Origin of the sequence: Novipirellula herctigrandis, assembly GCA_007859835.1 — a bacterium.
In the GTDB taxonomy this organism is placed as follows: domain Bacteria; phylum Planctomycetota; class Planctomycetia; order Pirellulales; family Pirellulaceae; genus Novipirellula_A; species Novipirellula_A herctigrandis.
Map to the genome: position 1 here is coordinate 1,418,616 of SJPJ01000001.1, position 12,447 is coordinate 1,431,062.

The window sequence follows — 12,447 nt, forward strand, 5'->3', positions numbered from 1 at the left end:
TCATGGTTCAGCAGCACGTATCATCGCTTAGCCCAGCGTCGACGGCGACGTTGTCCGTGATCGTTCCCTGTTACAACGAGGGGGCGACGGTCGAGTCGCTTTTGACTCGCGTACGACGTGAACTGCCTGATGCTCAAGTCATCGTCGTCGATGATGGTTCTACCGATGAATCAGCATCGATTCTTGCTCGGCTGACCAAGCCGTTGCAGTTGGAAGTCATTCGTCACGATTCGAACGCAGGCAAGGGTGCGGCGGTGCGGTCGGGCTTGGAAGTTGCCAGCGGCGACTGGATGGTGATTCAGGATGCGGACGAAGAGTACGATCCAGCCGATTTGGCGACGATGTTTGAACTTGCTCAATCAGACCAGTGTTCAGACGGAATCGTTTATGGATCGCGATACTTGCGAACCGGCAAAGCCAACGGTGGCATGCAATCGGCGTACCTGGCTGTCCGTGTGATTGCTTGGATTCAGTGGATGCTGTTTGGTAAGTGGCTATCCGATCCTTTGACCTGTTACAAGATGTTGCCGAACAAGCTGGCAGGTAATCTTGGTCTACAAAGTCGTGGCTTTGAACTGTGTACTGAAATCAATGCCAAGTTGCTCTCCGCGGGAAAGCAGATTACCGAGATTCCTATAAGCTACCAGCCGCGATCTTACGCGGAAGGAAAGAAGATCGTTGCCAACGACTTTTTGCGACTGATCGCGACGTCAGTTCGTTATCGGTTTGTCGCGCCAGTGTCACCAGCTCCAACGACCGATTCCGAGAACACGTCGAGAAAGTCGAACTGGGTTTACATCGCGTCGCGAGTATTGATCGGGGTATTGCTGTTGATTGCTGGATTCGGCAAGGTATTCGCAGCTCAGCCATCGTTACTGGGATCATTCTTGGTGATTCCCGCCGGAATGGTGCTGGCGTGGGGCATAGTGGAAATCGTAACCGGCTGGGCGGCGTTAACGTTGCTGCCGCATCGGCTACTTCGTCAAGCGATTACCGCGATGTTCTCGCTATTTGTGGTCGTGTTGTCGATCAATTGGTTCTCCGGTGCGACGCAGTGTCAATGTCTCGGCGGCAGCGGCTTGCCGATTGCCATGATGTTGGTGCTGGATCTGCTGGCGATTAGCGGCCTTGTCTATTATAGGTCCGCTTGGGACCATCGAGTCTTTGTTGCCGAAGGCATGACGGGTGATCTTGCCAAGAATCTAAAGTTCGCGATTCCCGTCCTTCTCATAGGCGCTTCGCTGTGGTTCGGGTCGGTCCATTCAGCGTTTGGTTATTTGTCAGGGCGTTCGCTACTGGTCGATTCATCGGACAAGTTTGTCGGTGTCTTGGACGCTGACGAAAAGGCGACAGCAACGTTTCGCGTGCGAAACGCGTCGGCGACTCCGATACGGATTCTCGGGGCGAAAGCCTCGTGCCGCTGCGTGGCGCTTGAAGACTTGCCAATCACCATTGAGCCTTCGCAAACCGAGTGGATTCGCGTGTCCATGTACGGTCGATCCGAAAGTGGTCCGCAGCGAGAATCCGCGTTTTTGATATGTGACGATTCCACGTCGGGGTTAACACTCAACGTGACGGCTTTAGTGCATCCGAATCCCAACGCCGTGAATGCAATCTTTCCATGAGGAAAAAACTAATGAGAGATCGATTTGTGAGTTTTCTGGCAACCCTTGGCCTTTCCCTAATCTTTGCTGCGATGGTCCCCGCACTCAGTGCTTTCGCCGATGTTGGTGGTGATGGTTGCACCGATACGTCAAAATGTGTCAATCAGAAAATCAGTAACCAGAACTACTGCGCTACTGGTTCCAAGTGTTCGGGGCGGAAGAGCGGATCGGACTGTTACTGTAATGTTCGGTCAGGTCAACCATGTAACTGTGATATATAATCGCGTAGCGTTCAGGGACCACTGGTTTCTCCAGTGGTCCTTCTTTGTTGTCGTTTTCATTTTATTAGGGAAGAACGTTGAAAGCCTATTTCGCGATTTGGCGGATCCTGATCGCCAGTCTCTTCGTTGTTCATGCCGCTGATTCTGTCGCGGACGACCATGCCATCGACCGGACACTTTTGAAAGCCATCGTTTCAAAAAGTCAATCGTATGAGCGTGAGTACGATAACATGCACGCGATTTGGATTAGTCGCCGAACAGGTTTTAATGGCCGAGAAACGAAAGAACAGATCGAGTTTTGGTCACGCGAAGGGAAGTATTTTCGAGTGGATGGGGCTACATTTGATGGGGCCGGCGAGAAGGTGGTGAAGGTGTATCGCACCATCGTCAGACCCGAAGGTCATGTAAGAATGCTTTCACAATCAAAATCCGATCCTGGGGTGGTCACGCATGTAGGCTCATTCGATGACGGACTTTCAACGATCAAGGCTGCGTCGTGGTTTGACGAGGGAAACGAAATCGAAAACAAGAAGATCTATGAGGTTGCCTCTGCAATCCTACGAGGCGACAGCAAACCATTGGATGGCGCGAAGCACCAATTATCCTCGCTTCCAAATGGTGACATTCGCGACGATTTCGTTGTAACAAGCGATGATCAAACATCGAAAGGAACGGTGATATTGTCTGGTGATCACTTCAGATTGCTCTCCAGCGAGGGTGATACGGTCGTAGGGTACTCAGCGCCAAATGATGACTTGGCTGAACACCATTACTCTGGAAAAACCTCATGGGAATACAATCAGAATCACCCTATTTCCACGGCGTCTTTGGGGAATGTTGTTGGATTCGACGTTGAATCCGGCGTTGCTTCGGACGAGTATAAAGCCGGATCTTCAACCTCCCTACAGGAGGTCGAGCTCGGCCCAGCTCCATTGGAGATTTTTTATGTTGACGGGGGGCCGATTCGTCGTAGCGGAGCCTCATGGGTAAGGCGGATTGCTGTACTATTAGTCGGCATCATCCTGCTGGCAATTTACGGGCGAAATCGGTGGGGAAAAGCTAAGAATTCCTGAGGCCAAACAGTTCCGCGTTAGGAATGATTGGGTTTGGCGATAACTTCAAGTGACTAACACATAACATGTTCCGACTTACGGCCCATCGTCTTGTGCGATTCCTGTTGGCCTGTCAGGTGGTCATGCTATCGATCAACGCATGGTCCACCGGACCGGGGTGGGACGAATGGAGGCATTTGCCAAGCGGGTTGTATCACCTTCAATATGGTGACTTCCATCCCTATCAAGTGAATCCGCCACTGGTACGAACAGTTGCCGCAGTGCCAGTGTTTCTGTTGGGCGGCGGAATGGAGCCAGTACGTATCACGGAGGCACCAGGGTATCGTTCCGAATTTCGAGTTGCCCGCCAGTATATGAGCCAGTTTGGATCGAAGGTATTCCGCTGGATTTCAATCGCACGGATGGGCGTAATACCGATCGCCTTGTTTGGAACGTGGTTGATCTGGAAGATCGGAACGCATTTCGCTGGAGTCGGTGCCGGGTTGTTTGCGGCAACTCTCTGGGTGTTTTCGCCAATGATCCTGACACACGGTGCCGCCATCACGCCAGACGTCGCCGCCGCGGTGTTTGGGCTTTGGGCATCGTGGTGTTTTTATGTGTGGTATCGCATCGCGGCGGTACGCCAGTCCGTTTGGTTAGGCGTCAGTATTGCAGCGGCGATGTTAAGCAAAGCGACATGGATCATCCTGCCGCCGATCTTCGTGGCGATCTGGGGCATTCGGTGTCTGAGGAGACGATCTCCTAACAGTTCGAGGAGTGAAGGGTTACAAGTCGTCGGGATCGTGATGGTCAGTTTCTTGTTGATCCATGCAGCCTACGATTTTCGCGGCTTCATGCAACCAATGGGCCGTTTTGACTTTATTAGCCGAACGCTTGGTGGTTATGAACTCGGCTCGGTAGGTAATCGATTTCGTAACACGCCCTTCTCCTGGATTCCCTCACCACTTCCGGAGAATTACGTCAGTGGGGTAGATGTTCAAAAACGAGACTTCGAGCGTCGATTGCCCTCATACCTAATGGGCCATTGGCGCAATCACGGATGGTGGTATTACTACATTGTCGCTTGGCTGGTGAAAGAGCCGTTGGCATTTTGGTTGATGCTTCCATTGGGCGTCTTTGGCTTGATCTTCTCGCGAAAAAAGTATCATCGATCGCAGGTGAAACGGTACGGTTTTGCAATGGTGATCCTACCTGGATTGCTTGTGTTTGTTTTTGTAAGTTCGCAAACCGGGTTCAGTCATCACTTGAGGTACGTTCTTCCCACCTTTCCAGCCGCATTCTTACTCGCTGGCTTTTTTTTCTCACGAAGCTCGCTGCTGATTCGGATCGCATTCTCGTGTTTGCTATTATGGTTTTCTCTAAGCAGCATGACGATGCTGCCGCGATCCTATGCATTCTTTAGCAAAGGGATTGGCGGTGCATGCAATGGCCACTTCTATTTGGACGGCAGCAATCTCGACTGGGGCCAGGATCTTCCCACAATCGCACAATGGGTTCGCGAGAATCCCCAAAAACGGCCTGTCTACTTGCTTCATACCAATCCACTTGATTTTCAACAATTGGGAATCGATGCAACCTCGGCCCAAGAATTGGTCGACGAGAAGGGGCCAACCGTTTCTGGTTGGTGGGTGGTCTCCAAAGCACAGTGCCTGGAGAAACCTTATGATTGGTTTCTCGAACAAACGCCCGACAAAAAGCTTTCCGTGTCCACGAACGTGTATCACATAGATGGACGGAACGATCTTTCGCAAGAATTAAAATGAGTGTCACCTGCCTCCATCGCCATCATCGCCCGGCCTTCACGCTAATCGAGTTATTGGTCGTGATCGCCATCGTCGGTATCTTGGTCTCGCTGTTGGGACCGGCGGTTCAGCGTGCTCGGGAGTCGGCTCGACGACTCGAATGTGAGAATCATATTCGCCAATTGGCTCTCGGCGTCTCGATGTTCCATGACAGCTTTGGCGTGATTCCATCCAATGGTGGCGCAGATCCGAAAAGCACCTTGGCTCTGGTCGGGGGCGCAGAGATCCAACCGACGACCTACGAAAACTTTACTGCGATCACTTTCACTTGGGGCGTTGGGAATCCACAGTGGGTTGGCAAAAAGCAAACGGGTTCGTGGTGCTATTCGATTCTGCCCAAGATTGAACAGGGCGCTGCGTACCAAAATGGTAACTGTGGCGTGTCGCTGCCTCTGTTTGCTTGCCCGTCACGTCCTCGGGGGCCAGCAATGGCAACTGCCGATGACCAATATGCGCGTTATCAATCCGATGGGATTGCGATGACCAAGACAGACTATGCCGGTAACGGTGCGACGTTCCCCGATCGACCCGATGTGATCTCGTTCCGCGCAATCAAAGATGGCCTGAGTCAAACACTGCTGATTGGCGAAAAAGCGTTCGATCCGGTCGTGCAACTCGATACGTCGTGGTACTGGGATGAGCCGATTTGGCTGGGCGGTTCCAAGGGGACAATGCGAACGGGAACCAAGATCTTAACCGACCGGGTCGGTATCGAGTTTCGCGAAAATTGGGGGTCGCCGCATGACGGGGGTGCGTTGTTCGCCTTTGCCGATGGTCATGTCCAATTCATCACAACGAGTGCCGATTGGCGACGGATGGCCGCAGCCTTGAGCATCGACGGCGGTGAATCCGAAGGGCTGGCCGAATGAGAAGGGATGGCCGAATGAGTGGATGTAAACACGTTGCGGACTTTTCTGACGCGTCTCGCTACGTAAAGATTGGTAAGCCAGCGTGGATACTGTTGGTTGTTTTCCTGCTTCTTGCTCGCCCGACGAACGCTCAGGAATCCTTCATTCATCACTTTGGCGCAGCGACGAAGACCGAACCGGGGCTCGATTTTTCCTTTGACCAAAACGGTGTCGCTTCGAAAGTCACGAAGACTGGGATTGCGATAGAGAACAAACAAAACGATACGACGATGGCCTCGGTCGGCGGCAAGACTCGTTTTGGGTTTCGCGGTGATGGCACAATCCGGATGGAGTTTTCGGTCGACAAAATGACGGCTCCCGATCAAGGTTGGGGTAGCGGTGTGCAGTTGCGTTTGGAGTTTTGTGATCGTGCGCGCAGCGGCGTCACCGTTTCGTTGATCGCGGCGACCGATGGCGTGATCTACTGGCAAATCGACTATACCACGGGCGGGCAAGACAAACATGACGTCCGTCGTGTACCTGCCTTTACCGACGTTTTCGAAGCGACGCAAGTGATCGAGGTCACTCGCAGGGGCAAGTTGCTAACGGTGTTGCGAGGTGCCAAGGGGCAACTGATACCATTGGACGAGCAGAAAGTTTCCACCACCGATATTTACCCCGTCGCGGTATGGATCGGATCGGGCGGGGGAAAAGCAGACTTGGCCGTCGAACTTGAATCACTGGAAATCGAAGCGGAGCAGTTAGCCAGTGATTCAGCTATCCCGCCGGCAACGTCAAGTTGGAGGATCCTGTTTTGGTGTTTTGTCGCAGTTGCGGGGATCGCGTTCGGTTTCTATCTGCGTCAACAGTGGCAGATGGGAATCTAAGGCGATCGGCAGAAGAGAATTTAGCCGTAGTGCGGTGCGACCGCATGCGAAGCGAGCTACCGTTCGGATTGCGCTGGCCCGCTCCCGTTGGTCGCTAGAATCGTATCATGATAACATCAATTTCAGCGATAACTAATGTAGTGGAGTTCGCCAGAACTCTCATGTCCTCGCGCCTCGGAAGGGGTTCTGGCTAATCCCACTACGATCCGGGTAAGAACTCAAACGCCGCTCGCCTAATGCGTCCAAAACCAAAATTGCCCTATTGGGTCTACATCGTCAGTCTACTGGTTCCGCTTGTCGGTTTCGCGATATCGACGCGCGGCCCTAACATGCTTGACCATATAGGAGCCGAATACGATTCGATCGCCCGCGCAATCGTGGCAGGCCGTGGTTTCAGCGATCCTTTCGAAGTCGAAAGCGGCCCGACCGCTTGGATGCCGCCGGTACTTCCAATCTTGATGGCGGCTGGATATTGGCTAGCCGATAATGATCGCATGGCAGTGATCGCGATGTTTGTCGGTTTACAAGGAATAGCGATTGCGACGACTTGTTTGTTTGTCATCCGTGAATCGATCCGCATCGGCCGCGTCGGTTGGGGGCTGTTGATTCTAAGCGTTGGAATCTTAGTCAATTTTCATACGTTGTTTTACTTCACGCATGACCATGCATTGCTGCTGTTGGTTTCATGGGTCTTGTTTTGGATCATGACGCGATGGCCATCAGCGCCGTCGGGCGCGATCGCGGTGGGATGCGGAGTGGCAGGAGGCATCGTGGCATTGTGCAGCCCCGTGATGGCGGCGGCCTGGGCCGTTTGGACGGCGGTATCATGGCGAGCATCGATTCGCTCTGTTGCGATTGCAGCCTTCGTTTCGATCGCAGTCATATCGCCTTGGATGATCCGCAATCGTGTGGTACTAGGACGTTGGGTGCCGATCAAATCGGCGGGCAAGTTCGAGTTGTGGCAATCGATGTGTCTCGATAACGACGGCGTGATGGACATGTTTGTGATGATCCAACATCCGTGGGGCAAGGACAACGAGGCACGTCGTCGCTACGTCGAATTGGGCGAAATCGCCTTTATCGATACGTTCGATACCGAGACTAGCGAAAAGTTCAAAACGGAACCGGTGGATTGCCTAGATCGAATCGCCAACCGGTTTGCCTCGGCAACCTTGTTCTGGGAACCGCTTTCTGCAAACGCCATTCCGCAAACTTTGCGAGTCGTCAGGTCAATCGTATTTGTGTTTCCGTTTCTGGCGATGTTCGTGATTCTACTGAGAACCGATCGTACCCTCGCGAAACAGGAATCGGCGGCGATTTGGATCTATGCTGCGGTGCTGGTGCCGTACGTGTTAATTTCCTACTACGACCGCTACGCCGCGCCGCTGATTGGCATCAAAATGCTGATGGTTCTTTATGCGACTGCCTCACTCCCGGTGTCAAGACGCCAACCTGTTCCTTGAGAAGAGTCGGTAAAATCCCCCAGATTTCCTCACTGCGGTTGGTACAGAAAAGGGAAGCAGGTCACGATCGAAACCGCCAGCAAATTGGTTTACGACACGTTCTTTCCTTCGATGGCCATACTTGTGTCTTGCGGACGCAACGCCTTGGGAATTCGGCTACACTAACGACGGACCGGTCACGAAAACGGCTACCACTCTTGCTGAAATCGAGGAGCAAACCAAACAACGTGTTGAACCGGATTATTCAAAACAGACGATTGCAAATGGAAGCATGTCCATTCGCACCCGGTCAACAAAATCGTTATTGCACCAAAATATGTCAGAACAACAATCTACTCCACGTCGTCCTTGGGTTGCTGCACTGCTTAGCCTTTTGGGCGGACCACTTGGGCAGCTGTATTGCGGTCGTGGCGTTCGATTCTTCGTCCTAGCATTCATTACACTCTTGCTGTTTCCGTTACTAAGCGCGCTCGCCGTCTCACCGTCGGATGGCCGTGTAGCCTTTGTAGTATTGATGATCGCCGCTGTCTGCTATCCGATTTTGCTGATCGTCGATGCTGTCCGTATCGCTCGGAGCACTGTAACAACGCAGCTCAAATGGTTTCAGCGTTGGTGGATATATCCGTTGGTTTTTGTTGTTTACCTTACCGCTATTGAGGGCGTTTCAAGGTTTACGCGTACCTATGTTGCTGAGTCTTTTGTCGTGCCGTCTCGTCCAATGTCGCCCACGATCATGGCGGGCGACCGGATATTTGTTACCAAAATGGCGGGTGGTTCCGACGCGATTGATTACGGTGATGTGGTTGTCTTTCATAGCAGAGGACCTGGCAGTCCACTCTACGTGATGCGTGTGATTGCTCTCGGAGGGGACACGATTGAAATAGTTGACGAGAAGGTCATTCTTAATGGCGTCGCGATAAGTGATCCCAATGCCAACTTTGAAGGGGAACTTCCCGAATTCGAGGACCTAGCAAACATGGCTACTACGAGTGTCCCGAGAGACTGCTTCTTCGTACTTGGGGATTCTCGACGGCGTTCGATGGACAGTCGGTTTCTGGGCCCGATATCGAAAACGGATTACCGCGGAACAGCAGTGCGAGTTTTTTGGTCGAGACCAAGGACGATCAAGGATCCAAGAAACTTGGATGACGTTAATGTTGGGCCGGTAGCATGGGAACGAATTGGGATGATGATTCGTTAGAACCACCGGCGAAAAACATCGGATGTAACGGAGCCCCAGTGGTCGTTGATCCGAATGGCCCGTTTACACGAATGGATATTCAGTTCCCTTGCACCTCTGATCCGGGTCGTTATCTCGTTCATGCTTATGCAACCGTTCACTCCGAATCGCTACATCGCCGCCTTTCTCGGTCTCCTTGGCGTTGGCTTGTTTTGTACCGCGTTTATCGTGTGCTCGATTTTGACACCCGATTTTGACCCGCTGGATGACTTTATCAGCAAACTCGGTGCGCAAGGGCAACCGTGCGAGGTTTGGTGGAATGCAATTGGGTTTCTCACCGTTGGCGTGACACTCGCGGCATTTGGATACGCGTTTGGTCGCATGATTACAGATACGACAACTGGTTTATGGTTAGCATTATCGGGTATCGGGTTTGCGTTAGCAGCGATACCAACGGATTTGGTTAATGCGGAGGCTTCGCTATCCAAAGCCCACTTTGTGTCGATCTGTCTAGCACTTGCCGGATGGTGTTTTGGTTTGGCCCGAGTTAGTGGCCTTTCCTCACTGAACCGATTCGTTAAACGCAAAGCAGAGATTGCGAGTGTTCTCGTTGTGATCCCAATGATCGGCTATGGCACTGGACTGATCACGATGCCAACGACACATCGACTCGTGCTTGGCGTCGTGTTCGGCTGGGTTACCTTCACTTCATTGGACCTGCTCTCCAAAGAGTCAATGACGATTGAAACCGAAGGATAGCGAAAGCAATACACCGAAGCGTGCATGCAAAACGGTGAACGGAGGCGTCATCAAACTCGAAGCGTCATTGCTCGGGTGATTGCTCGCGTCATTGCTCGCGTCATTGCTCGCGTGATTGATGTACGGTGGATGATCCCTGGGCGATCATTGTCGTCCGACAACCAGGGAAGCGGCGATTGTGCTACTGAATCTCAACGCCGCTATGTTATCGCGATACGATAGGGCCCATACTCAGCAATTCCTTCAACCGCATTTCGCCCGCGTCGAAGACTTCGTTTCCCCCGCCGCCGCAATCATCGGCAGGCATTGCGGGTGACGACGCACTTGGAACGATTCATCCAAAGGTCAATTGACGGTGTTCAACCTTCTCGGAGCTTCCTGAACGGGTCGATCCACCTCGCCGGATTACAATACGCGGCCCGAAGCCTAAACTGCAAATTTTCGAAGCAATAACTCGATGAATTAAACTGAACCGATTGCGTTGGGACTGATACCTAACCCAGAAACAGCCAATATTGTCTCACTGGTGCTTGCCGCTCGCTTCGGTTCGCGGCAGATTGTTCTTTTCCGAATTAGAATTGTGTTGGTTTACGCAGCGCTGGCTGAGTGGAAACGTTCGCCAATAAAAAAAGCACATGGACATTGGTTTGGATTCTTCTCCGCTAATCGTTGCTCGAACTTTGGGCGCAACCGGATCCGACCGGTTCCCGTCAATGAACTACTCAACAAATATCAGGATTTAATGATGCCACAATGCGATCTTTTTGAAAGGCTAATTGGAAAATGGGAAGGCAAATGTCGAACTTGGTTCGAACCCGGCAAGCTCGCTGATGAGTCTCAGGTTACCGGAGAAATTTCAGGGATCCTTGATGGCCGTTTCATTCGGCACACTTATGAAAGCACAATCCAAGGCAAACCTCGATTTGGCGAAGAACTGATCGCATTGAATTCAGTTACCCAGTTGTTCCAATCATCTTGGGTCGACGACTTTCACATGAACTATGCAATCATGTTCTCGCAAGGTGAACAAAGCGAGCGAGGTTTCAAAGTTGTGGGCGAATACGACATCGGCGAAGGACAACCGAAATGGCGATGGCGAACCGAGTATGAATTGATTGATAATGATCACTTGACGATCACCGCGTACAATATCGATCCCGATGCAGTGGAATCCAAAGCGATTGAAACCGAATACGAACGTGCCAAGTAGCTGATCGCGACGGGTCGCGATTTGCCGACACGTTACCGCGTCTTCTTTCTTGTTCCCGTCTTCTCACTCCATCCCGTCACGCCCAAGGACAATAGCGATGAAGCGAGCCTGTGCTCTTGGGATTCACCCGAACATAAACGCACATCGACGAGCGTAGGTATTGGGTAACCGAATTCGCAGGGGGGGTTGCTTCCGTAGCGACCAAAGCATCCGAAACTCACTATACGATCAATCCAGGCATCTGAAAGACTGATGGCAAATTTAACAAACCCTAAAGCGATCTGGATCAAGGGTGTTCTCTTTCTATTCCTTGGGATCCTTGCCTCCGGCATTCTCATCGCTCGCAACGCGGAACTCGCAACTGTGGTTTTGCTGCTGATTGCCGTCTGGGCGTTTTGCCGCGCGTACTATTTCGCCTTCTACGTGATTGAACACTACGTCGACCCTGACTATCGGTTCGCGGGGCTTATTGACTTCGCTCGGTACGCTATATTGGGGACGACACCTGACCGGCACGATCGGTGATAAACATCACATCGACACAAATGAACCGTGGTCAATTTTGCCCTCGGCATGTACGCGTTCCACGGTACTAGGTGATCGATACCGCCATTTCCTAAGGGCCAACTCACATGAGTCGAATTCCTAAAGTATTCGCAGCGTGATCTGTGCCTGTTGGATCGGGAAGTAATGTCATGCAAGGTATCCAAAAGCGGCAAACGGCATACGGAACCCAAACTGCCCCCTGTCCGCCAACTCGATGCCCAACTTCGTAAACGGACCGAATCGACGAAACACTTTGCAGAAACGTAAGAAACGGTTCCGCACGACGCTAAAAAGAGCCACCGAATGCGCCGACAGTGTGGGCCGGTCAAAATTAAATTCAATTTCCCTGAGCGTTCATTGAACGAATACTCGCACGGCACAAACATGAAGGCCAACCCATACGCACCGCCAAGAGATGCGTTGACGACACGCCCTCGCTCGGCAATCTACCTACTTCTGTTTGCGACGCTCTCTTTCGCCATCGTGTATGCCGCGTGGAGCCTATTCGGCATATCAGGGATCGCTCCTGCGGTAGCATTTATTACCGTCTGCTGGTTTACGCTCTCGCGAACAGTCGCTCCGAAACTAGATCCGATCAATCGACAACGGATGACGGTCGTCGAATTGCTTACGATTGTTATTATTTGTGCAATCCTACACGGACTCACTCTTCCTTCGGTGTCAACGACTCCTCGACGTCCGTCGTCCGTTGCTCCGCAAGCGCCGAATACACAATCAATTCGCAGTGACTCAGTCCCGAGCATGAACGACACGAATTGAACCGGATTCAAAAC

The 12,447-nt window shown here is 52.1% G+C and carries 12 protein-coding genes; all 12 read left to right on the forward strand.

All coding sequences use genetic code 11. The features are described from left to right. The coding region (locus tag CA13_RS05105; RefSeq protein WP_146394899.1) for a glycosyltransferase at nt 1-1,625 on the forward strand (1,625 nt) is incomplete at its 5' end. Nucleotides 1,626-1,962: 337 nt separating this feature from the next. Further along, a complete protein-coding gene (locus tag CA13_RS05110) occupies nt 1,963-2,958 on the forward strand; it encodes a hypothetical protein (RefSeq protein WP_146394900.1) in 996 nt (331 codons plus the stop codon). A 65-nt stretch (nt 2,959-3,023) separates the two neighbouring features. Beyond that, nucleotides 3,024-4,721: an ArnT family glycosyltransferase gene (locus CA13_RS05115; RefSeq protein ID WP_146394901.1), complete on the forward strand. Its 1,698-nt coding sequence runs from the start codon at nt 3,024-3,026 to the stop codon at nt 4,719-4,721. Continuing rightward, nucleotides 4,718-5,629, forward strand: a complete 912-nt coding sequence (locus CA13_RS05120) for a DUF1559 family PulG-like putative transporter (protein WP_146394902.1) — start codon at nt 4,718-4,720, stop codon at nt 5,627-5,629. Before CA13_RS05115 ends, CA13_RS05120 begins: the two co-directional genes overlap by 4 nt. A gap of 14 nt (nt 5,630-5,643) precedes the next feature. Beyond that, complete coding sequence (locus tag CA13_RS05125) at nt 5,644-6,495, forward strand: hypothetical protein (protein WP_146394903.1); 852 nt, start codon at nt 5,644-5,646, stop codon at nt 6,493-6,495. Nucleotides 6,496-6,731: 236 nt separating this feature from the next. Beyond that, on the forward strand, nt 6,732-7,958 hold the full coding sequence (locus CA13_RS05130) for a hypothetical protein (protein WP_146394904.1): 1,227 nt from the start codon (nt 6,732-6,734) through the stop codon (nt 7,956-7,958). A gap of 316 nt (nt 7,959-8,274) precedes the next feature. Continuing rightward, a complete protein-coding gene (lepB, locus tag CA13_RS05135) occupies nt 8,275-9,159 on the forward strand; it encodes a signal peptidase I (RefSeq protein WP_146394905.1) in 885 nt (294 codons plus the stop codon). 54 nt (nt 9,160-9,213) lie between these two features. Next, on the forward strand, nt 9,214-9,897 hold the full coding sequence (locus CA13_RS05140) for a DUF998 domain-containing protein (protein WP_146394906.1): 684 nt from the start codon (nt 9,214-9,216) through the stop codon (nt 9,895-9,897). A gap of 24 nt (nt 9,898-9,921) precedes the next feature. After that, a complete protein-coding gene (locus tag CA13_RS05145) occupies nt 9,922-10,119 on the forward strand; it encodes a hypothetical protein (RefSeq protein WP_146394907.1) in 198 nt (65 codons plus the stop codon). Nucleotides 10,120-10,642: 523 nt separating this feature from the next. Beyond that, nucleotides 10,643-11,107 carry a DUF1579 domain-containing protein gene (locus CA13_RS05150; RefSeq protein WP_146394908.1) on the forward strand — a complete coding sequence of 155 codons (465 nt, stop codon included), beginning with the start codon at nt 10,643-10,645 and terminating at the stop codon, nt 11,105-11,107. A gap of 252 nt (nt 11,108-11,359) precedes the next feature. Continuing rightward, nucleotides 11,360-11,632 (forward strand): hypothetical protein, encoded by a 273-nt coding sequence (locus tag CA13_RS05155; RefSeq protein ID WP_146394909.1) that lies wholly within the window; start codon nt 11,360-11,362, stop codon nt 11,630-11,632. A 405-nt stretch (nt 11,633-12,037) separates the two neighbouring features. Then, complete coding sequence (locus CA13_RS05160) at nt 12,038-12,433, forward strand: hypothetical protein (protein ID WP_146394910.1); 396 nt, start codon at nt 12,038-12,040, stop codon at nt 12,431-12,433. Nucleotides 12,434-12,447: the final 14 nt, after the last annotated feature.